The organism is Paenibacillus ottowii (assembly GCF_006874425.1).
Lineage (GTDB): Bacteria > Bacillota > Bacilli > Paenibacillales > Paenibacillaceae > Paenibacillus > Paenibacillus ottowii.
This window is the reverse complement of the sequence record NZ_VIJZ01000007.1, coordinates 205,074-226,084: the sequence shown is the minus strand read 5'-3', so window position 1 is coordinate 226,084 and position 21,011 is coordinate 205,074. Positions and strand designations below refer to the sequence as shown.

At 47.0% G+C, this 21,011-nt stretch carries 20 protein-coding genes and 1 pseudogene; 7 read left to right on the top strand and 14 right to left on the bottom strand.

Features of this window, described 5'->3' with window-relative positions; genetic code table 11:
* Nucleotides 1-12: 12 nt before the first annotated feature.
* The 5 genes from FKV70_RS17570 to FKV70_RS17555 form a co-directional block, all read right to left on the bottom strand.
* Nucleotides 13-1,224 (bottom strand): MFS transporter, encoded by a 1,212-nt coding sequence (locus FKV70_RS17570; RefSeq protein WP_142613660.1) that lies wholly within the window; start codon nt 1,222-1,224, stop codon nt 13-15.
* 40 nt (nt 1,225-1,264) lie between these two features.
* Nucleotides 1,265-1,720 carry a MerR family transcriptional regulator gene (locus tag FKV70_RS17565; protein WP_063211455.1) on the bottom strand — a complete coding sequence of 152 codons (456 nt, stop codon included), beginning with the start codon at nt 1,718-1,720 and terminating at the stop codon, nt 1,265-1,267.
* A gap of 354 nt (nt 1,721-2,074) precedes the next feature.
* Nucleotides 2,075-2,176 (bottom strand): hypothetical protein, encoded by a 102-nt coding sequence (locus FKV70_RS26275; RefSeq protein ID WP_014599460.1) that lies wholly within the window; start codon nt 2,174-2,176, stop codon nt 2,075-2,077.
* Nucleotides 2,177-2,288: 112 nt separating this feature from the next.
* Nucleotides 2,289-2,873 (bottom strand): TetR/AcrR family transcriptional regulator, encoded by a 585-nt coding sequence (locus FKV70_RS17560; RefSeq protein WP_142613731.1) that lies wholly within the window; start codon nt 2,871-2,873, stop codon nt 2,289-2,291.
* Nucleotides 2,874-3,115: 242 nt separating this feature from the next.
* Nucleotides 3,116-3,727, bottom strand: coding sequence for a pyridoxamine 5'-phosphate oxidase family protein (locus FKV70_RS17555; protein WP_142613659.1), 612 nt, complete (start codon nt 3,725-3,727; stop codon nt 3,116-3,118).
* 115 nt (nt 3,728-3,842) lie between these two features.
* Between FKV70_RS17555 and pdxR the strand changes: the two genes are divergently transcribed.
* Entirely contained in the window at nt 3,843-5,372 is a 1,530-nt protein-coding gene (gene pdxR, locus FKV70_RS17550; protein ID WP_063211449.1) for a MocR-like pyridoxine biosynthesis transcription factor PdxR, read from the top strand.
* A 130-nt stretch (nt 5,373-5,502) separates the two neighbouring features.
* Nucleotides 5,503-5,931: a DUF1259 domain-containing protein gene (locus FKV70_RS17545; RefSeq protein WP_063211447.1), complete on the top strand. Its 429-nt coding sequence runs from the start codon at nt 5,503-5,505 to the stop codon at nt 5,929-5,931.
* Between the two features lie 123 nt (nt 5,932-6,054).
* On the opposite strand, the gene FKV70_RS17540 is transcribed toward FKV70_RS17545, so the two are convergent.
* Nucleotides 6,055-7,415, bottom strand: a protein-coding gene (locus FKV70_RS17540) for an IS1182 family transposase (protein ID WP_142613658.1) whose coding sequence is annotated in 2 segments (ribosomal slippage) — nt 6,055-6,845 and nt 6,845-7,415 — 1,362 coding nt in all. Because the reading frame shifts where the segments join, the coding sequence is not laid out codon by codon here.
* Nucleotides 7,416-7,622: 207 nt separating this feature from the next.
* Between FKV70_RS17540 and FKV70_RS17535 the strand changes: the two are divergent.
* The 3 genes and pseudogenes from FKV70_RS17535 to FKV70_RS26700 form a co-directional block, all read left to right on the top strand.
* Nucleotides 7,623-7,898 (top strand): annotated as a pseudogene (locus FKV70_RS17535) (GMC family oxidoreductase); the annotation flags it as partial.
* Nucleotides 7,899-8,065: 167 nt separating this feature from the next.
* Nucleotides 8,066-8,191: a hypothetical protein gene (locus tag FKV70_RS26935; RefSeq protein ID WP_280115089.1), complete on the top strand. Its 126-nt coding sequence runs from the start codon at nt 8,066-8,068 to the stop codon at nt 8,189-8,191.
* Nucleotides 8,173-8,724, top strand: coding sequence for a LamG domain-containing protein (locus FKV70_RS26700; RefSeq protein ID WP_341873592.1), 552 nt, complete (start codon nt 8,173-8,175; stop codon nt 8,722-8,724). The genes FKV70_RS26935 and FKV70_RS26700 overlap by 19 nt, the downstream gene beginning before the upstream one ends.
* Nucleotides 8,725-8,935: 211 nt before the next feature.
* Here FKV70_RS26700 and FKV70_RS17525 read toward each other — a convergent pair whose 3' ends face one another.
* Nucleotides 8,936-9,982 (bottom strand): hypothetical protein, encoded by a 1,047-nt coding sequence (locus FKV70_RS17525; protein ID WP_142613656.1) that lies wholly within the window; start codon nt 9,980-9,982, stop codon nt 8,936-8,938.
* Nucleotides 9,983-10,174: 192 nt separating this feature from the next.
* On the opposite strand from FKV70_RS17525, the gene FKV70_RS17520 reads away from it, so the two are divergent.
* The gene (locus FKV70_RS17520) at nt 10,175-10,573 is read left to right on the top strand and encodes a hypothetical protein (protein WP_142613655.1); all 399 of its coding nucleotides are present in this window, start codon (nt 10,175-10,177) and stop codon (nt 10,571-10,573) included.
* 77 nt (nt 10,574-10,650) lie between these two features.
* Here the strand turns inward: FKV70_RS17520 and FKV70_RS17515 are convergent, their stop codons facing one another.
* From FKV70_RS17515 to FKV70_RS17490, 6 genes are all read right to left on the bottom strand, one after another.
* A complete protein-coding gene (locus FKV70_RS17515; RefSeq protein WP_142613654.1) occupies nt 10,651-11,478 on the bottom strand; it encodes a carbohydrate ABC transporter permease in 828 nt (275 codons plus the stop codon).
* Complete coding sequence (locus FKV70_RS17510; protein WP_063211440.1) at nt 11,475-12,359, bottom strand: carbohydrate ABC transporter permease; 885 nt, start codon at nt 12,357-12,359, stop codon at nt 11,475-11,477. The genes FKV70_RS17515 and FKV70_RS17510 overlap by 4 nt, the downstream gene beginning before the upstream one ends.
* Before the next feature lie 39 nt (nt 12,360-12,398).
* Nucleotides 12,399-13,679, bottom strand: coding sequence for an ABC transporter substrate-binding protein (locus FKV70_RS17505; protein WP_142613653.1), 1,281 nt, complete (start codon nt 13,677-13,679; stop codon nt 12,399-12,401).
* A 108-nt stretch (nt 13,680-13,787) separates the two neighbouring features.
* Complete coding sequence (locus tag FKV70_RS17500; protein WP_142613652.1) at nt 13,788-14,855, bottom strand: response regulator transcription factor; 1,068 nt, start codon at nt 14,853-14,855, stop codon at nt 13,788-13,790.
* Complete coding sequence (locus FKV70_RS17495) at nt 14,852-16,651, bottom strand: sensor histidine kinase (RefSeq protein WP_142613651.1); 1,800 nt, start codon at nt 16,649-16,651, stop codon at nt 14,852-14,854. Before FKV70_RS17495 ends, FKV70_RS17500 begins: the two co-directional genes overlap by 4 nt.
* Before the next feature lie 98 nt (nt 16,652-16,749).
* Nucleotides 16,750-18,756, bottom strand: coding sequence for a beta-galactosidase (locus FKV70_RS17490; protein WP_142613650.1), 2,007 nt, complete (start codon nt 18,754-18,756; stop codon nt 16,750-16,752).
* A 195-nt stretch (nt 18,757-18,951) separates the two neighbouring features.
* Here FKV70_RS17490 and FKV70_RS17485 point away from each other — a divergent pair, with 195 nt between their 5' ends.
* The gene (locus FKV70_RS17485) at nt 18,952-19,872 is read left to right on the top strand and encodes an AraC family transcriptional regulator (protein ID WP_142613649.1); all 921 of its coding nucleotides are present in this window, start codon (nt 18,952-18,954) and stop codon (nt 19,870-19,872) included.
* Nucleotides 19,873-19,885: 13 nt separating this feature from the next.
* Here the strand turns inward: FKV70_RS17485 and FKV70_RS17480 are convergent, their stop codons facing one another.
* Nucleotides 19,886-20,974: a site-2 protease family protein gene (locus FKV70_RS17480; protein ID WP_142613648.1), complete on the bottom strand. Its 1,089-nt coding sequence runs from the start codon at nt 20,972-20,974 to the stop codon at nt 19,886-19,888.
* Nucleotides 20,975-21,011 lie beyond the last annotated feature (37 nt).

Genomic DNA, 21,011 nt, shown 5'->3' with positions numbered 1-21,011 from the left:
AGAAGATCAATATTAGTGTGCATCTACCTGAATATCCTGCATATGTCGGCGACGTACGATCAGCACAGCTACACCGATCAATACCATCAATGCTCCGAAGTAAAACGGTGTTTCTGCTGAGTACCACTCTGACAGCTTCCCTGCAAGCCACGGCGAAATAGCCCCGCCTAAAAAGCGCATAAAGCTGTAAGCCGCAGATGCTGTGGAGCGCTCCACTGGAGCGGCCTGCATAACAGCAGTAGTAATCAATGTATTGTTAATTCCCAGAAAAATACCAGCCACAATGACGGCTACAATGACAGTCGTTGGCGAACCTGCTAAAGTCCCGATCGCCATACCCCCTAAATCAATGGCGAACAGTGTCAGCATGACACTAATGGAAGATACCACGCTAAAGCGTGCTTGAATCTTAGGAGCTACAAATACTGAAGTAAAGGCCAGCATAATTCCCCAACCAAAAAACACATAACCCAATCCATGTTCGTCTAAATGCATGACATATGGAGAATACGCCATCAACGTAAAGAATCCAAAGTTATATAACAATGCGACAATGCCGAGCGTGAACAAAGCGGGATAACTCAGTGCTTTGAATGGGTCCGCAATGGAACCTCGTTTTTTAGGCTTTGGAATCGAAGGCAGCATAAACGTAATGAACAAAAATCCGATAACCATCAGTCCGGCTACACCGAAAAATGGGCCGCGCCAGGAAATGGAACCCAGCTCACCGCCTAACAGCGGGCCGACTGAAATCCCAAGTCCCAAGGCCGCTTCATACAAAATAATCGCTTTAGCTGTTCCGGAAGTGGACAGACCTACAATCGCAGACAACGCTGTTGCGATAAACAAAGCGTTCCCCAGCCCCCATCCTGCCCGGTAGCCCACAATTCCACCAACCGTATTGGCCGTGCCACCCAGCCCGGCAAACACAATAATGAATAAAATACCGGTTAATAACGTCCATTTGACACCCAACCGACTAGATACGACGCCCGTAATAAGCATCGCGACGCCCGTCACCAGATTATAGCTGGTAAACAGCAATGACACCTGACTTTTCGTCGCATGAAGCTGATCAGCAATGGCCGGCAGGATTGGATCGACCAATCCCAGACCCATAAACGAAATAACACAGGCAAAGGCGACCGCCCATACGGCTTTGGGCTGAGACAGCAAGCCTGCGCGTTCCTTTAACTCTTCAGGTAATGCATGTTGTGAACTCATAATACAATGTTACCTCCACATCTGAATGTAAGTGTTCTTGTTATGATGGATTGTGATCAAGTTCCTCATCCAAAAGGATCTTGCGTTCACGAACCCTGACCCGCAGCTCTTCCAATTCAGTCTGGAGCATACGGATGCTGTTGATTTTTCCCTCCATTAGTTCCAACTGTTCGTTCAGTGTACGTTCCATATCCTCCAACATCGCCCGTCGCTCGATCGGCTGCAAATGCTCCGTTCGCTCGCGATATTCCTCCCGCTGCCCCTTGAGCATTTCTGCTGCGGTCATGTAACGCTGAAGCTCTTGCAAAGAAAAACCAAGCACTTCCTTGGCACTCACGATCTTTTTTAGTAAATCCACATCCTCCTGCGTATACAGCCGCATATTTCCTTCACTGCGCTGCGGGGAGGGCAACAAGCCGATTTCCTCATAATAACGAATGGTTCGCTTGGTCAAACCACTTTGCTTGGCGACCTCATCAATTTTATACGTAACCATGACACCCACCTTATGAAAAAGATTATATATAAAATATTACGCTTATATAACGTTAACGTCAACGTAAACTTTAAAACAAAAAGAAACCGCCTCTGTGAGAGACGGTTCCTCTTTGGGATTGTATGATCATAGACCCGAAGCATCGGCGTTCAAGTCCATGAATATCACATTAGATGAACAAAGTACGTGTGATGATAACCAGCAAAATGAAGAGCACCAAAATTACCCCAGTGGAAGTCCACATGCCGTAGCCGCCACCGCCACAACCTCTATCTACTTCACCCATCTCAGAATTCCTCCTCCCTCTGTCTCGTTTACAACAAATCGTCCGAAATCAAATTCTCGTACTGCGAATTAGATAACGAATGCTTTGGAAATAATAACGAGCAGAATGAAAAGTACCAGAATCGCTCCTGTAGATGTAAAAGCTCCATAACCAGCGCCTACTCCAGACATGGTGATTCCTCCCTTCATGGTTTACAAAAGCATCTTATGCTTATGCCGCCATCCATGATAGGGACAATTGCCGAGCCTGTCGCCCAAATGTGGGTGGAGATATATAATTCAGTTAATCTCCAGATGCGAGCATGCCATGATACAGGAGACTTCGTGCCTGCTTGGCTAGTACAGATGGGCTTTCACGTCCAGGCAGCAACTTCGTTAACGTCAGCCGTTCAATCAAGCCGATCACACATTCTGCTGTCAGTTCAGGGTCCAGCTCCTCACGACAGGAACCCCAGCGTTGGGCCGCCAGCAGATGCTTCTTGATGTGCTCCGCCATCTCTGCCTTGATGTGTACTGAGTCTGCTGCCTGGTAAAATCCGACACGAGTGATTGCCGGATTATTAGACAACATGCGAAAAATAGCTTCCAGAAAAGCTTGTCCCCGTCTCAAAACTTCAGCCTCGCTGAAGTCCGGGCCAATCTTCATGCTTTGTACCGTCTCATTCACTAAGGTACGGAAGCTCTTCACAAGCTCCTTATACATTTGTTCCTTGCTTTCAAAATGAATATAAAAATCCGGCTGCGTCAATCCTGCACGCGCCGCAATCGAACTTACCTTTGTTTGGTAAAACCCCGTCTGAGCGAACTCTTCAGCCCCTGCTTCTAGTAACAACCGCCGACTTTCCCGACTTCTGACTCCAGCTCTCATCACGGTCTTGCCCCCTTACACCACAAATCTATCGTATTATAAAATTCCTTTGCAGTAAGAACAATGGGCTTGAGGATGATATATACCTTTCCTTCAAAAGTCCTAATGCAGAAGGACTGAAAGTTTTGGAAAATCGAGGGTATCCCCTTTGAGGTATAATTAACCAATTAGACGGATGAGCGAGCAAAAATGAGCATATCGAAATCAAATTTTTACATCGGCATCGGCATTATACATATGTATCAATGATGAGGGCCATATTTACGCATCATTTCAATTGTTGTCAGATCATCATCCAGTCCCCGTTGGTGCAAACCATTGATAATCTGCTGACGTTCCTCCCCTTTAACATTTTGGCCAAATTTAAACTTGGCAGTCCACTCATGCGGGACGATCTTGATCAGAGCGACCCCTTTCAAACGTGAAGCATACCGTGAATCGCTGGCATCGATCAGATCATAACCGCCTTCCGGTTGCAGCTTTCTCATAAAAATGGAAAATGCCGATGCCTTTTCCTCCAAATCCACTACTTGCTCTGCATGACCACGCACGGTAATACTTTTAAAAAATGAAGTCGCCGGACATGCCATATGTTCATCGGTAAAATAAGACGGAATGAGCGCATACTCTTTGGCTGCTGAAAAAGTGACTCTATTGTCCTCCTTCATTCGTTCCATCTTTTCTCCAGCACGGCTGCCATGAATATAAAAAACGCCATTCCCATAAGCGAAATTCAAAGGAACTACACGCGGAAAACCATCCTCGCTGTTCATGCCTAAAAATCCGAAACTGACCTCGTTCAGAAACTCCTCTATTTCCTCTTGTTCGGCCACCGTAAATTCTTTTCTTCTCATAGCTATCTCTCCTTCCATCTATTGACCAATGATATATTTCAGATTATGTTGAAAATGGATTATTAAAAAGACCCAATATGAATGAAAATGACTGGACCAATCTAAGGAGAAAAGTATGGATATTACGATAGCTTATCAGCGTACGCTTCAAAAATATCATTTAAAATACTTGGCATTGTATCACGCTCTTCGAGAGGGAATTCTGACTGGCTCCCTTGCCAGTGGTACGCGCCTGCCTTCCAGTCGTGATCTGGCGGTGATGTATGGAATTTCGCGCGGGAGTGTTAAAGAAGCATACGATATGCTGCTGGCTGAAGGATATGTAAATTCGGTAGTAGGCAGAGGAACCTTTGTTATGGAACAGACTGCAATGCTGCCAGACGAATCTCGAATCAACCTGCAGAACCAAAACCCGCCTATTGCAAAACAAAAAGTCCCTGCTCTGTCAGCATGGGGACAACGAATAATGCAGCTCGAAAAAGAACGAGCCTTATACTCGACTCCTGTGTCTGCTACGGATCGAGACGATGCGCACCAGCCTATGATTTCTTTTCAAGCCGATGAAGTTGTATTGGAGGGCAGCTCACAGATCGCATGGAAAAGTGCATTGGCTGCCGCTGGCAAGGACTTGCAGAAGCCTTCGGATGATTCGACGCCTGCACCAGTGAACGGTGATCAATGGCTGCGTGAAGCGATTTGCCAGCATGTTGGCAGAACACGCGGAATTACGGCCACACCGGATCAAGTCGTATTATGCAGCGGTTCCATGGAAGCGATCACGCTGCTAACTCAGCTGCTTATTCATGAACAAGATAACATTGTACTGGAGAATCCCTGTTATTCCGGCATCTATCGTGCAGTTACCGCCTCAGGCGGACGGATACACGCTGCTGAACTAGATCAGCAGGGACTTATTCCACAGGATTGGGATGCCAAGCTCCTGTTCGTTACGCCTGGACGGCAGTTTCCAACCGGTGCTGTACTGCCATTAACACGCCGACAGCATATTTTGCAATGGGCGGCATCCAAGGGGGCGTGGATCATTGAGGATGATTATGACAGTGAATTCCGCTGGGCAGGACGTCCCATCGAACCGTTAAAAGCACTGGATCGCGCAGAATGTGTCATCTATGTTGGTTCCTTTTCCAAAAGTATGTTCAGCAGCCTTCGACTCGGGTATGCCATCCTGCCAGTTGAATTGGCGCAAGCGCTGACTGCAGCCAAACGACTATACGATCCCCTGCCGCCTGCCCGCTTGGAGCAGCGCGCGCTGGCACGTTTTATGATGCGCGGAGACTACGTTCGTCATTTACGGCGGATGACTCGAATATACAGATCACGCTATGACGTATTCCAGCATGAAATCCAGCCGTTAAGTGAGCTGTTTCACTGGCATCAGACTGATTGCGGTCTGCACGCCTATGCGATCTGGAAGTATGGGTCTGCCCAGTATCATCATTTCATGCAGTCAGCACGATTTTACGGAGTCACATGGCGTGATGCCGCTGATTACCAGCTAACACCAGGGCCTCCCTCAGCCTGCTTTAACTTTGCTCACATAACGGAGCAGCAAATTATCGAAGGTGTTAAGCGCCTGCGCCAGACCTGGGACAGTATCAAACATAGGATCATGGAGCTCAGCTGAGGCTTTAGAAGGGGACTTCATTTGCACTTTGTATATAGCAAATTAGACTAACGATAAAGAAGAATTGCCCTTCCCACTCCCTTACTTTTTCATATGATGCTAGTAATCTAAAAGAATTGGAGTGAGAGAAATGGCAGTTAGTCCGCTTTGTAAACGGTTTGCCGCTATATTAAAGGCAACCCCTCAAGTCGTTAACGGAGTTTGTACTGCTTCTAATGTCAGAAATAACATTAAGCCGATCATTTTAGGGAAAAAGACCAAATCCTTTCTTGCCATACCGCAAGCTTTTTCTTTCGAAAGTATTGGCCGCAACGGAAAAGGATTATGTCTTGGTGAAACCGTGATTTTGACCGCAGAAATTAATCCGTTTATTTCCCGGCTTCGCAAACATGGTGTCAAAGTGACAGCACTGCACAACCACTGGCTATTCGATAACCCCAATCTTTGGTACATCCACTTCGAAAAAGTAGAAAAGCCGCTTGTTTTCGCCGCAGAAGTGCGTGACGCGCTTAATGTCTTAACGACGAAGATTGTACGGCCGGTGGTTACAAAGAAATAAGCTATCAATAAATGCAAGAGATCCGCTTAGGCGGATCTCAGATTGTCGAGAAACCCCGTCATTTTGAGACGTGGGTTTCTTTTTCACATCATAATGCTCTGGTCTCTGGAGAAGCAGGGGGGGTTACCCCTGTTTCTCCTGGCGATCTAGGTGGATCGCCATCTTCTTCATGTTCTGCACGGCTGCCGTCATAAGGCTTTGTTCCCTGACGTTTGGAAGACCGCGCAAACGGCAATAGCGAAACCCATGGAGCTCTTTGGCATCCGCGAAGCTTCGCTCAATCGTCTCTTTTCGTTTGCGGTACAGCTTTTTACCAGATGGGCTCAGCCGGTTGCTCCGTACCCACTCTTTGCTGTCTTCCCAGACATGCCGAGTCACCACTTTGCGGTGGTTTCGAGACTGGGTACACTGACTTAGCAGTGGGCAATGCTGGCACTGAGCTGGGTCAGAGGCATACTGCCGGTATCCCTTTCGGTCCGTCGTTCGGTAGTGCAGTTCCTGTTGGGCTGGGCATCTATACACACTGCGTTTGGCATCGTATTCAAACTTCCATTTCGGAAACAGTCCTTGTCTGGGATGGAATCTTCGGTGAGCAATCACGGCAAAAATCTTTCGGTTCTGCAAACCTCGGCAAATCGGCGTCGTTAAATAACCTGAATCTAGTGCAACAGCTTCTACTTGAAAACCAAAACGTTCTCTTTGGCGATCCAAACGGGACAAATAGGGGACAGAATCATGTACATTTCCCGGCGTCACATGCACATCCGTAATCAGATTGTACTTCATATCCACCGTGCGGTGGTCCAGATAGAAGAAGCCTTCGGGCTTGCCATCACGGATCATATAGCCGCTGTCCGGGTCTGTTTTGCTCACTTTAATTTCTTTTTCTTCGTTCACTTCCTCTCGGGATTTTAAGGCTTTTTTCCGTGGTTTTTCCGGTCATCCTTCACCGCTTCGTTCAGCTCGCCCATATAGTCTTTGGTATTCTGCAACACTTGTTCTTTGGTGTACTGGTGCCTGTTAGCATTGGCTTTGACGTGTGTGGAATCGGTGACGAGAACACGCCCACCCACCATTCGGTGAGAGATCGCCTGCAGCACAATTTCATCGAAGATATCTTGAAAGATCGTGATGTCTTTAAAGCGAGTGCGACGATTCCAGCTAATCGTCGTATGGTCCGGAACTTTATCCGTTAAGCCCAACCCCAGAAACCAACGATAAGCTAGGTTCGTCTGAATTTCTCGCTCGAGTTGCCGTTCTGAGCGAATGCCATAGAAATAACCGAGAAAGATCATTTTAAACAATACGGTAGGATCAATGGCAGGACGCCCGTTGTCTGCACAATACAGTGGTCGAACTTTATCATCGATAAACGAAAAATCGATATACTTATCTACTTTGCGGAGCAAGTGATCTTGAGGAACCAGATCTTCGATGGAAACAAATTCGTAGGATTGTTGTTTTTCGCGGTTGGAACGTAGCATATCAACACCATCCGTTCTACAATAGTTACCTATATTATACAACATTAACGCGGTGTCGTCTTAAACAAAATTAACATAAAATAGGCTGTCGAGACTTTCTCGACAGCCTGAGATCCGCTTAGGCGGATCTTTTTTTGTTATGGATGGAACATAGGACAGAACAGATTAATATTCTACATTAGCCCATTTATCTATAAGGAGAGCTGTATGAAAAACAAATTAATCTATGATTATATTGTTGTAGGAACAGGCCCTGCGGGTGCTGTAATAGCGAAAACCCTTACGGATGATATGCAAACATCGGTTCTTGTGCTGGAAGCAGGGGAAAATAACGATAAGGACAAACCCATTAGGGACTCTACCTTTGCCCCGGAGCTGGAGGAACAATTTTCCCCTGAATACTTTTGGCAAGGGGAAGGCATTCCACAAAATGGAGTAGACGGTCGGTCATTCGAATGGACCACAGGACGGCTGCTAGGCGGCAGGTACGTATGATGTACTCATAGACGGCACCAAAACCGGCTCAGTCACAGCCGTTAAAAATGCTGCGACTATAGCCAGACTGAATATCGGTACAGCAGCCAACTACGATATCCGTATTCAGCCCAGTTCAGGCAATCCGGCTCCCGCCGGAGACATTATAGCCCATTATGAATTTAACGAAACGGCCGGATCAACCGCAGCCGATTCATCAGGTTATAGACAGCAGGCCAGTGTACATGGCGGCTCGTGGGGTGCGGGGCGGAATGGCAATGCTCTGCGGCTTAATGGCATAAACGCCTATGCCAGCCTGCCCAGCGGAATAGTTAGCAGCATTAATGACTTTACCATTGCCGCATGGGTACGGGTGAACACGCATAATGGCTGGGCTCGTCTGTTTGATTTTGGAGCAGGAACAGATCGGTATATGTTTTTGTCCCCGAAGGCTGAAGGAACAGGTATGCGTTTTGCCATCACTGTCTCAGGGAACGGAGAGGAACAGCAACTGAATGCCCCGGAACTGGCGACAGGTGTCTGGAAGCATGTAGCCGTGACTTTGTCAGGCACTACCGGAATTATGTATGTGGACGGCATAGAGGCGGCACGTAACACGAATATGCCGCTGAAGCCTGGCAGCCTTGGATTGACACATTGGAACTACATTGGGAAATCCCAGTTTGATGATCCTTATCTTAATGGTGCAGTAGATGAGCTGATCATCTACAACAGAGCTCTGACCGCCCAGGAAATCTGGGGCTTGGCCTCGGCAAGCAGCACCCTTACAGCCCATGATGCGGGAGTCCAGGCATATGCTGAAGGGGCTGATTAGAGTGTAAGTATGCTTTTATTTCATGCCATTAACGTTTTAGATTGTGAATGATTTGTATGATGAATGATTTGCATCGTGAAACATTTGCCTCATAAATGATTGGCATTGTGAATTTATTCTTGCTGGTGCTTCCCATCGCCTCCGCCCCGGATTTCTTGAATTCATTCTGTAATCAGGGGAGAAATCCGGGGAGATGATGCTTTCGAAGCATTTAGCTCCGTTTAATGCGGGTCGTTCTTGGTCTTAAGCGAACGAGCTCCTCACTGGTGAGCTGTCTAGTATAGGAGCCAGGGGAAGATCCTGTATTTACCGTGAGCACTTTGCCTGCCCCGCTGGGACGGGCTACTCGTGTGTTAAATACCTGCATGAACCACTGCACCGGAAAGGCTATGGATAAGCGACCATCTGCCGTGCCTGCATAGTTGACCGCAGCTGCATAATTATCAGACTGTCTAAGCCATACAGAGCCGGAATCCCCGGGTAGGGATACAGGAGTCGTACCTCTAATAACCGTCTGGTCTTCGAAGGTCAGCAGGCCCAACTCGCCGCCATAATTGATTTGCAGGTCTGTATAGACCGACTCTACTGTACCATTGACCCGCCCGGTCGTACGTCCTACCTTCTTCAATTTTTCCCCTACACGATAAGCGGTAACATGCCCCGGAATGACTCCTACTGTAGCATAACGCGGATTGAGCAGGTTGTTGCGGGTCGGAAGTGAAAGCGCCACGTCAATCAGGTTTGTTCCGGTGCGATTCAAGCGCACATAACGATACAGCCGTCCTATACGATCCTGGGCAACCGTTCCCCCATCGGCTCCGCCTGGCTGGATTGTAGCCTCCCGATTGTCTGTATTGGAGGGATTGAGGACATGGTTATTGCTAAAAAGATAACGCGTAGCCGGCGCTCCAGTTGGGGCGACGATGAGTCCGGTGGTACCGGAGCCTTCAATCGTCCCGACACTATAGCCGGCGATGACCGGGCGGATGCGCACTTTATAGTCCGTAGCATGAGCTCTGATCTTTCCAGTCTTTACAATTCGAACAGGAACACTCAATTTCTTTCCTAAGGCAGTGGCCGACAGGAGTCCAGTAGAGGCCGACACTAGACGGTCCGTGTACACAATGACAGCGGCTCCCTTTTTGGGATGGGCAGGGTCCCTGTAGCCTACGCCAATGCCGTGGACACCGGACATTTTTAAGACTCGCTTGGCCATCCGCTTTTTCACTTGAAGCGCGGCCGAGAAGGTAGCCAACATCATCATCTCCTTTTACATTCAGATGAAATATTGTATGGCTAAGGCCGCTCTGCGTTCCATGTGTTCTTATAATCACTATTGCAAAGTGATACTTGTTATTGAAAGTCATATGAACATATCCCAAAATATGGTATACTCATTCCCGAAATTGACATCTTATCATTGGATTTTAGGTGTTCAAGGAGGTACTTCATGTTCTTAACGATATTGACCTACAGCATACAAGCAATTGCAATTTTACTGATTATCTTTGCATGGGTGAGAAAAAACAAAAAGAACATAGGCCGTGGATCACTTTCACTGCTTTTATCTCTTCTTGGTCTAGCTGCTTCTTACAAACTTGGCAATTACACGTTTGGGGATCAGTTGTTTTCCTTTTTAGGCTTGCCCGCATGGTCTAATCGTGTTGACAATACTGGATTTCACTACAGCCTTCTACTATCCAGTATTTTTTTCATTCCCAGTATAATCATTGGATATAAAAATCCTACAGATTTTGGAGCTCTAATGGGAAAATGGATTTCTGGTATTTATCTATTTGTAATCATCATTTCGCTTTTACTTTTTATGATAAGTAATTTCTTGAAGTAACGTTGGATGTGCTGTTAATCCAAAACAAAAGCCTCCCTATAAACAAGGAAGGCTTTTTTAGCGATGAAAAGCACACCTTATCCCTTAACCGCTCCCTCTGCAATGCCTTCCATAATGAATTTCTGAAAAAAGGCATAGATCAGGATCACCGGGATGGAGGTCAGCACAAGTGCGGCCAAAATAAGCGACCAATCCTTGTTGTACTCTCCAAACAGCATATTGGTCGAAAGAATCAGAGTGTAATGGTTCACATCCGTCAACATCAAAAGCGGAAGCAAAAAGTCATTCCAAATCCACAGGAAATCCAAAATAGCAATCGTGACGGTAATCGGCAGCAGTAAAGGAAATATAATGCGGAAGAACGTTTGGAACTCATTGCACCCGTCCATTTGCGCGGATTCCTCCAGCTCACGCGGAATGGATTTGACGAATCCGTGATATAAAAAGATTGCCATGTTCACACCCAAGCCGATATAGATTAGAGCCAAGCCATACGTACTGCCTTGAACAGACAAATCCTTTGCCATCCGTGTAAGCGGTATCATTATGGAGTGAAACGGTACCAGCATGGAGGCGACAAACAGGAAGAAAATCGCGTTACTTAGTTTTCCACTGGTACGAGACAGCTTGTAGCCTGCCAATGCAGAACAGACCACGATCCCGCCAATGCCGATAAAAGAAATAATCGTAGAATTTAAAGCGCTGTTCAGCAGATGGATCTGTTGAAAGGCCTGTCTATAATTTTCAAAGTGAAGCTTCGTCGGCAGCGCCGTAAAGGATGCAAACATCTCGCCCTGTGTTTTAAACGAATTAATGACCGCCATGTAGATCGGGAAGAAGGACACGACTGCGCCCATGCACAGCAACAGCGTGATCAGCAAGGAATTAGCCTTTTTCAGCCTCATGCCTCCACCTCCCTCTTCTTCATGACTCGCAGCTGGATCAGAGTAAAGATGAGCACAATGGCAAACAAAATAACGGACTTAGCGCTCGCATAGCCATAACGGAAGTTGTTGGAGAACGCCTCTTCATAAATGTTCATCGTAATCACCTGTGTGCTGCGTCCCGGTCCTCCGCCAGTCAGTCCATACACGACCTCATACACCTTGAAGGCACCGTTGAGTGTCAGGAAGAAACAGATCGTAATCGCGTGGGTAATCATCGGCAACGTCACACTTCGCAATGTCTGAAAAGCATTCGCCCCGTCAATAATAGCGGCCTCCTTCAAGCTCTGCGGTACCCCCTGAAGCGCAGCCAGATAGATGATCATCATATATCCCACACCATTCCAGAGCGAGACAATAATGATAGAAAAGAAAGATACCTTCGGATCGCCCAGCCAGGATTGACCTAAAAAGGCGATGGCCGTCTTTTCAGCAATTTGCGGCAGCACGGAGGAGAAAACGAATGTCCACATAAATGCGCTAATAATGGTACTGATCATATTAGGCATAAAAAAGATCGTCCGAAAAAATCCTTTGCTGCGTGTGCGTGACTCAATCAACACTGCCAGTACCAGCGCAAGCGCATTTTGCAGTACGATCATAACCAATACGTATTTAAGTGTAAACCACAGGGAGTTAAGAAAGTCGGGGTCTTCCTTCAAAGATTCCACAAAATTTCCCAAGCCGATAAAATTGTAATTGGGATTCAATCCGTTCCAGTCTGTAAAGCTGTAGTACATGCCGCTGATCGTTGGAATGAGCAGGAAGATGGCGTAAAAGATCAGTGCCGGGGCAGTAAATGCCAGCAGCATGACGTATTTTTTGTAGATTTTAAAAGGCATGGAGTCTCTCCCTCCCGATGTCATTCTGTAGGTTACCGTCTACTTGTTCACTTTGTTATACGATTTCCATGCCTTATCCAGCGCCTTAATGACGTCATCCTGCGAGAGCTGGCCAGCATAATAGGATTGGAGCGATTTGCCTGCCTCGTCCTTGACCGCCTGCGGGATGGATGGATCTTGGTACGACTTGCCTGCTTTCACATATTCGGTAGCGTCATTAACCCAAGGATAGCTTTTAAATGTATGCACTTTGGAGATGGGATTAAATTTCAATGCTTCATAGAATGCGCTGGAATCCTTGTCGTCCAACACATAGTTAACAAAGTCGAGCGCAACCTCCTTATTCTTGCTTGAAGAGGATACGGCCAGCGAAGTCGAAGTGGACAGATTGATCAAGGTCGCATTCGGATCGTCATTGATCGGCAATGGTGCCACCCCAAAATCCATCTTCGGATCAGATTTTAAAATCGTTTCCGCAAACCACGGTCCCTGAATCCACATCGCCGCTTTACCTGAAGCAAATGCTGCTGATCCATCATCCCCGCCGATTTCCAGCGCCTTGTCTGTACCATTACTGTTCACCAGATCAATAATATCGAACATGCTCTTCATTTCGGAAAAAGAACCTTTGTCCTGATTCATCCGTTCGATAAAATCCTTATTCTGTGTGTTCATCATCGCACCTGCTGTGAGCGGCACAAACAGCTGTGGAATCCAGGATTCCTTGTAAGACAACAGGAATGGTGTCACATGATTCGCTTTCAGCTTTTCGACCACAGCCTTCATTTCGGTCAACGTTCCCGGCGGCTTCAAGTCCAAATCCTTAAATATTTTTTTATTGTATAAATAACCCCATGAAATTGTTTCCAAAGGAACCGCTACGACTTTGCCGTCTTTCGTCGTCACCGAAGGCTTCACACTGTCCATTAATTTGCTGACAAACGGCTGACCGGACAAGTCCTCCAAATAACCCGCTTTATAAAACGGAGGAATTTCATTCACCGCATGCAACGCGAATACGTCTGGTGCATCGTTGGAAGCGAGTCTTGTTTTCAAAATTTGCGCAGCATTGTCCGCAGGCGGCATCTCCAGTTGAACGGTAACGTCGATATTTTTATCTTTCTTTTCTTTGGCTATAAATGCATTAATGTATTTATCGTAGTGCTCCTTCAAACGGGGCTGAGCAATAAACATTTTGAGATTTACAGTTTTGCCGTCTCCACCGGAACCACTGCTGTCGCTGCCTGAAGAATTCGCTCCACATCCGGCCAACAACGTGCCAACCAGCATCGTACTCAATACACCTTTCCACATTTTCATGCAAAATGACCTCCCTAAGTTGAAAATTTCATCTTGTATACGCTTTCATTATAGGGTGGAAGGTCGCTTCTGCCATTGGACACCCTTAGCTTATTGGATTGGATTTTTTTAAACTTCCTTTCTCATTTCACCGGGGGCCATGCCAAAATGCTTTTTAAATACGCGATAAAAATAAGACACATCCTCATACCCAGCCATCTCTGCAACGGCTTTGATTGAAATCTGTTTATTGGCCAGCCATTCCCGTGCCTTTTCCATTCTCCGCTCTACAATATAGTCCGTTACATTCTGACCGTACTCCTGCTTGAATACCTTGCTCATATACTCTTTGCTCACAAAAAAGTTTTTCGCCAACTGCTCCAGTGTGATCGGCCCAGCAAAGTGACTATCGATATACCGCCGTACCTCCTCCAAATTCAGTTTATTTTTGTATTTCCGCTGTCGAATGAGCTGATCCAGTTCTTGAGCATAACATGACGATACGAATTCCAGTGCATGTTCTACAGAGGATAGGGCAGCCTGTGCAAGCGGAAATCCTCCCGTTGCCGTAGAAGTATCCAGCCCATTATCCGTCGCCAGCTCTTTCAGCAGAGAAAGCAGCTCCTGCACCAATCGGCCTAGCATATGTGGACTTGGTGCTCCATAGCTCTCCAGCTCCTGTACAACCTGACTGCAGGTTAAGATGACTCCGTCACGATTCAGCTCATTAAAATAAAGACGCAGCAGTTGCTTATACTGGGTTAACCTGTGAAAAAACTCATAATCCAGCTCTGTCGCTTCCTGCTGCTGTTCGGCTCCCTTGACCTCCAGATCGGTTTTGCATTTGAGCAGCACCGCATTTAGCTCGGCCGGATTGACAGGCTTAAGCAAATAATCGACAGCCTTGTAGCGGATCGCATGTTTGGCATATGCAAAGTCATCATATCCGCTCACGACAATGATTTTCACATCCGGACATTGGCTATTTAGCGCTTGCAGCAGCTCTACTCCGTCCGCACCTGGCATGTGCATATCCGTAATCACAATGTGGGGAGCTAACTCCCCGACCAGCCTAAATGCCTCGTCTCCGTCCTCAGCTTCACCTACCACCACCATTCCAAGCTTTTCCCATGTACCAAATGTCTTCAAAATATCGCAGTTCCACGGCTCATCGTCAACGATTAATACTCTGATCATACTTTGCCCTCCTCTGCTGAGGTGAATGGAATACGGATAGTGACACATGTACCGACTCCCTGCTCACTATCTATAGTCACTCCGTAATACACTCCAAAATTCATCTGTATGCGTGAAGCCACATTGCTTAATCCGATATGACTGCCCTGCGCCCAAATTGGTTCCTCCGATGCGTTTTCCAGCTTAGCCCGAACTTTCTCCAGCTTGTCCGGGGGCATACCGTTACCGTTATCGCTGACCGTAATGCACACTTCTTCCTTCATAATTTCCACGCGGATTGCCATTCGCCACGCCCCTGCCTTGCGATCAAGACCATGCTGAAACGCATTTTCCAACAATGGTTGAAGCGATAGCTTGGGCAAACGAATATCCATCGCCTGCTCTTCGGTCTCCACCTGAAACACTAATCTTTGAGGAAAACGACGCTGCTGGATACGCATATAATGCCCCACATGGTCAAGTTCTGCACGTAGTGAGGCCATATCCTGAGGCTCCCGTACCACGTAACGGAACATCTCACTCAGCGAACGAATGACTTCATAGGTATCCTCCGGCTTTTGCGAAAACACCATACTTCCGATCATTTGCAGCGTATTTTGCAGAAAATGCGGATGAATCTGCGCCTGAAGCGCTTTCAATTCAGCCGTCTTTTTTTGCAAATTGATACGGTATTCCGTCTGGATATGCTGGCGGATTCGGCCTGCCATCCCATGCAGACTTCTTTCCAGCAGCCCTATCTCATCCGGCCGTGTACTTGGCTTTCCAACTGGCCCTGTAATCATATCCAGCTCCTGCACCGAACGCGCCAATTGAACAATGGGGCGTGCGGTTCGCCATGCGATGAAAACGGCGATACAGATCGAAACCAGGATTGAAATCACGCCTACGACGATACCATACAGCATGGTTGAAAAGGCACTGTGGTTAATGGAGGAAGTCGGTACGATTTTGACCAGTTTCAATCCAGCCACATCCAGATCATTGTAGAATACATAATGTTCGGCAGTTTGAAGCATCCCGGGACCCGGCTTAACATCACGAAGAGCTGTCAGTACTCCTGCAGGAGGAGGCGACTGACGAGCTTGCGCTGGATACATGACCCTGCCATCCCCATCTGTAATCAACACCTGATGCTGATCCCCTCGTCCCAGCAGACCCAGCGTCTGATCGAATTGTGACCATAGCACCTCCAATGAAATAGCCCCCGTCTGCTTATGATCTTCAAAACGCCGAATACTGCGTGTCAGTGTAAAGCGTTCGGGATCAGTAGAGCTTGGGCGAATCGAATAATCCTTGTTCGCTTGCCACATCTCAGCGTACTGCGGAGGAATACCGCCCACTGCCGCAATATCATTTTGCATACTATTGAAGGTAAACAGGGTTTGCGATTGTTTCAAATACAGCTGAATACCGATGACATGACTCCCGGCTGAATAATACACATTCGCCAGCGTATTTAACATTTTTCGCTGGGCATTAAATTGGCTGGAAAGATTGTCAGGCTCTCGTTCATTCAAATAATCGCTTAGATCGGGGCTGATCTGAATGCTGTAAATCAGATGATTCAGACGATCTAACTGGTCGCTGATATAAATGCCCGTCCATTTCATATTGGACATGTTCGTTTCAACCACTTCGGTTTCCATAGACGATCTGCTTTTCTCCGCAGCCAGCACCGTAACAGCAATGACCGGCAGCACAGATAAAACAATCATCGTCAAAATTAGCTTGAGCTGAATACTGCGTCGATACGGGGCAGTCAGCGCCCGGAACCAGTGGGCTGCTCGGGTTGGCATAGCGATGCACTCCTCTATTCAGCTATATGCGAAAACGCCCCGCAATTCGCAGGGGCGCTTCATATGCCGGATTTTCCGGTGGGGTACCTATGGATCTTTTACGCTTCTTCGATAATTATAACACTCCAAGGCTTCAATTGGAGTAATTGTCCTTGGGTAACCGTCTTCTCTCCGATCAGTTCCTTGCCGTCTCCATGCGGATACACCACCAAGCCTGCCTGTTCGGAATAGTTAAAATAGTACCGGATCGTTCGCCCCAAATCATTCGTACCAGATTTAACAATGATCGGATAAGAAGCTTCCTGATCCAGCCCCCACACGCCTGCCTTTTTGGCTACAGAGCTTAATAATTCGCGGATGACCGCCGAACTGACAATACAGCCGATGTAGGTCGCCGTTCCCTGACCATAACGATTTTGCGTTATCGCGGCATATTGGCCCCAATGCGGGTGATCGTAATAGGCTAATACTTCGGCAGTCGTCGGCGTTATTAGCTCCATCCACGTAGTTACCTGATTGTCCTCTGCTGCCACTTCAAAAGGATTATCCTTGAGCGTCACATTTTTCGGCTCCACAAACAGGCTGTAATGAATACCACACGCTTCGCTAATCACGCCCGGCTGCCGCGATGTTCTCACCTGCACATGTTCGTCGGTAAATCCGCTGCGGGAGGTGTATACTACATGACCGCCTTGTTCGACGTATCGATTCAGCTTTTCCAGCAGTGCATCTGGCGCAGAATAGAGACTCGGAACGATCAGGAGATCATAGTCCTCAAACGATTCCGCACCCGGATGGACAATATCTGTCCCAATATTCAGTTTGTACAACTCATCATACAAACAGCGTACGATGTCATTGTAATTCAGTGGGCTGTTCATATTAAACTTGAACCAGTTAATGGATGTCAACGCTTCGTTGCTAACCAGGATAGCTGTTTTATTTTTCTTTTTTAGATTGACCAGGTGCGTGGACAGTCTTGCAAAGTCCTTCCCTATCGTCTTTGCTTCCTCATACACAGGATTCGGTTCAAAATCATGGCTAAGCAGACCCTTCCAGTAGGTTTCGAAGGAATTATGAATGGAATGCCAGTGCCAGTAAGCTACCATATTGGCCCCGGAAGCCAGATGACTGAACGCTTGCAGACGCAATTGTCCCGGATAAGGAACCCAGTGGGTAAACGCCTGCGCCTCCGTTTCCAGCACTAAGTAATTATTCTGTTTTGTCGAACGTGCCACATCACCGCCAAAAGAGATTTCTATTCCAGTCAAATCATCTTGTGATGGATGGTAAATATCGACCCCTGTCACATCAAATGCTTGAGAAGCTGCAAAGTGATCCACATCCGGCTGGATTCCAAAAGAATGACCTCTCCACTCAAAATCAAAATTTTGCGTAACAAATTGGTCTTCCCGCTTATATTCATTGACAATCGCGACCTGCCAGGCCAGGAAGTCCGTCACCAGCTTGCGCTGGAACTGGGAAAAGGCCGCGCCCAAGCTTCCATTAATCGTTCCGACCACCGAAGGGAAGTCCTCCCAGCTATTGATGCGATTGCTCCAGTAATCCAGTCCAAATTTGCGGTTCAGCTCCTCCAGTGATTCAAACCGCTCCCGCAAATACTTTACAAACTGTAATTGCACATTGGGACCGCTCGTATGGTAATGCTTCGTCTCATTGTCTGTCTGATAGCCAATAACCGCCGGATGCTGGCTCACTCGTCCAATTAGCTTGCGTATGATTCGCTCAGCATGGAACAGGTACACCGGGTTCGTAATGTCCATAATCTGACGAGCCCCGTATTTGCCTGGTCCCTGAGGCGTCGTTGCCAATACATCGGGATGCTCCTTCACCAGCCATGTGGGTACGGCATAGGTGGGCGTGCCTACAATGACCTCAATACCAGCCTTATGCATAGCGTCCAATACCCGATCCACAGAGGTGAAATCAAATACTCCGTTCTGCGGTTCATGCGTACTCCAAGTGGATTCGGCAATCCGCACCACATTGATTCCCGCATCCTTCATCATTTGGATATCTTGGTCCAAACGGTCATAAGGCATATATTCATCATAATAAGCAACACCGTACAATAGCTTTTCCATCGAGTCGTCCTCCAATAAGTTTAAAGCTCCCTGATTACAATATGGTACCGCTTCCAAAAATACTATATATAATCGATTTTTTTAAGTAAAAGCATGTAGCAGAACACTTGTAAGCGCTCTTTTATTATAGCTAAATGTTAGGTACAATGAGATTGTCTAAGCGGTGTAAAATTTGCCCTAATCGAAGGTGATCTGATGATATTAAATCCAGATGTCGATCCAGCTCTATTTCATGATTGCCAATGGCTGCCCATTATCGACTGGAATGTGAAATTTTTTGGCGCTCATATTCATCGGGTTAAAGCGGATTGGTGCATGCCTGAGGAGTCTCATATTGGTTTTGAAATTGCACTCATTTTGGAAGGTCGTCAGGAAACCATTATGGAGAATAACGTATACTCGGTTGGAAAGGGTGATATTTTAATGATTCCGCCGGGATTTAAGCATGTGAGTCAGTGTGTATCCCCGGATGGAATGTATTATTTTAGCACCCATTTTAATGTCGATGATCCACTGTTCCGTCAAGAAATGATTAAGAATAATCAGCTCTTTTTCCCGGCAGGCACTGAAACCAATACCAAGCTGCAAAAGGTCGTTCATAGCTGGATCAGCATGGTGCGTGAGAGCGGAGAATATACGACAGCGGACCGCTTTCGCATGCAGATTGCCTTGTTCGAGCTGTTCGGGATATTCTCGCAAATGATCTCTACGGGATGGGAGCCCGGAATTGCACCTTCATCCGTTCAATATGCCAAGGCCATTATGGAGGCTATTCAATCGAGGTTCAAGCCTTATCGGGAGGATGAATCTGGCGAGCAGACGTTCCGGCTTGAAGATGTGGCGGCTTCCCTCGGGATCAGTCCAGGCTATGCCCAGGAAGTGTTCCGCAAAGTTTACGGCTATTCGCCACGTCACTATCTATCGGAGACCAAGCTACATGAGGCCAAGGTACTGATCCAGCAGCCCAATCTGCCGCTAAACAAGGTAGCTTCCCTGCTGGGATACTCCAGTCTGGCTCATTTCAGCAGGCAATTCAAGCGCTGGACAGGCGTCAGCCCGCTTAAATACCGCCAGACGTTAAAACCAATTACGGATGAGCAAAGAAACTACACGTAGGTTATCCTTCAAATCACAGTCTGATATCTCCTATGTGCTGATGTACTACATACATCATCCCCATCAGGAATAAGGCCAATCCCAAGTAACCGATTCCGAATTTCCACCGTGATGCAGCGGGGACTTCGTAATATTTATTATTTTCAAATGGAATATAGTCAATCTCACACAGCAATCTGAGCTGGTATGCATCCGGTGTCGGTATATGTTCTACCCCGTTCAGCCATACATTTTGGACAAGACACTGCTGCGGCAACAGAAGCGTATGCTCCACATCCAGACTTTCCATATATACTGTTACGTATTGCTGCCCCTCCAGATCTGAGTAGGTATTAAAGGATAGTCTGCGCGTATGCTCCGGTCCAGGTAGCGGATATCCTTGCTCATACAAATGCTGTACGTTAACCAGCGGCTTTTGTAATAGCGTTTGGATTTTGATATCTTCTTTATTGCGTTTGACATATTTTTTGTATAAATCATAGGCGAATAGTGCCCAAATAAAGAAAAATAAAATGGATTTCAAATACACAATTACTACAATCCCACCCAATAGACCCACCAGCCATAACCAGCGTGTCACTGCTGTAGAAATCCGTCCACCGTCGAGCGGGTGAATCGGCAGCAAATTAATCAGATTCAGGAAAAAACCGACATATGCCAGCGCGTATAGTAGCGGACTTTCTGTTGCGTAGGCTCCTGCGTATACCGCCATAGCTCCAACCGTGCCCAATAACGGCCCGCCCATAGCCACATAAGCCTCTGTCTGGGCATCCAAGGGATGTCGTTTCATGGTAATCAGTGCCCCGAGAAAAGGAATAAATAACGGCGTCGACACTGGAAGCCCCTTGTGCTTGGCAGCCAATACATGCCCCAGCTCATGCACAAATAACAACAACACAAATCCGACCGCAAATCCCCACGGGTATATGATCGCATACGCGCCAATCGTAAACGCCATAGAGATCAGCGCACCACCAAATTTACTGAATTTTAAAAGAGCAAGCAACGACTTGCCTTTTAGCAGGAGCAATGCTGCTGCACTGCCAAGATACCATTTGGAGGAGCCGGATTTGGAATCGGTCTTATTGTCTTCTTTTTGCAAAAGTACCTGTCTCCTTTCTCTATCACTTCCATTGTAT

Excerpts from the sequence above, each read along its gene's own strand:
- FKV70_RS17520 (WP_142613655.1), top strand. The coding sequence starts at position 10,175 with ATGTTCTTAACGATATTGACCTACAGCATACAAGCAATTGCAATTTTA.
- FKV70_RS17500 (WP_142613652.1), bottom strand. The coding sequence starts at position 14,855 with ATGATCAGAGTATTAATCGTTGACGATGAGCCGTGGAACTGCGATATT.
- FKV70_RS17505 (WP_142613653.1), bottom strand. The coding sequence starts at position 13,679 with ATGAAAATGTGGAAAGGTGTATTGAGTACGATGCTGGTTGGCACGTTG.
- pdxR (WP_063211449.1), top strand. The coding sequence starts at position 3,843 with ATGGATATTACGATAGCTTATCAGCGTACGCTTCAAAAATATCATTTA.
- FKV70_RS26935 (WP_280115089.1), top strand. The coding sequence starts at position 8,066 with ATGAATTTAACGAAACGGCCGGATCAACCGCAGCCGATTCATCAGGTT.
- FKV70_RS17495 (WP_142613651.1), bottom strand. The coding sequence starts at position 16,651 with ATGCCAACCCGAGCAGCCCACTGGTTCCGGGCGCTGACTGCCCCGTAT.
- FKV70_RS17490 (WP_142613650.1), bottom strand. The coding sequence starts at position 18,756 with ATGGAAAAGCTATTGTACGGTGTTGCTTATTATGATGAATATATGCCT.
- FKV70_RS17570 (WP_142613660.1), bottom strand. The coding sequence starts at position 1,224 with ATGAGTTCACAACATGCATTACCTGAAGAGTTAAAGGAACGCGCAGGC.
- FKV70_RS17545 (WP_063211447.1), top strand. The coding sequence starts at position 5,503 with ATGGCAGTTAGTCCGCTTTGTAAACGGTTTGCCGCTATATTAAAGGCA.
- FKV70_RS17485 (WP_142613649.1), top strand. The coding sequence starts at position 18,952 with ATGATATTAAATCCAGATGTCGATCCAGCTCTATTTCATGATTGCCAA.
- FKV70_RS17560 (WP_142613731.1), bottom strand. The coding sequence starts at position 2,873 with ATGAGAGCTGGAGTCAGAAGTCGGGAAAGTCGGCGGTTGTTACTAGAA.
- FKV70_RS17555 (WP_142613659.1), bottom strand. The coding sequence starts at position 3,727 with ATGAGAAGAAAAGAATTTACGGTGGCCGAACAAGAGGAAATAGAGGAG.
- FKV70_RS17525 (WP_142613656.1), bottom strand. The coding sequence starts at position 9,982 with ATGTTGGCTACCTTCTCGGCCGCGCTTCAAGTGAAAAAGCGGATGGCC.
- FKV70_RS26275 (WP_014599460.1), bottom strand. The coding sequence starts at position 2,176 with ATGTCTGGAGTAGGCGCTGGTTATGGAGCTTTTACATCTACAGGAGCG.
- FKV70_RS17565 (WP_063211455.1), bottom strand. The coding sequence starts at position 1,720 with ATGGTTACGTATAAAATTGATGAGGTCGCCAAGCAAAGTGGTTTGACC.
- FKV70_RS17515 (WP_142613654.1), bottom strand. The coding sequence starts at position 11,478 with ATGAGGCTGAAAAAGGCTAATTCCTTGCTGATCACGCTGTTGCTGTGC.
- FKV70_RS17510 (WP_063211440.1), bottom strand. The coding sequence starts at position 12,359 with ATGCCTTTTAAAATCTACAAAAAATACGTCATGCTGCTGGCATTTACT.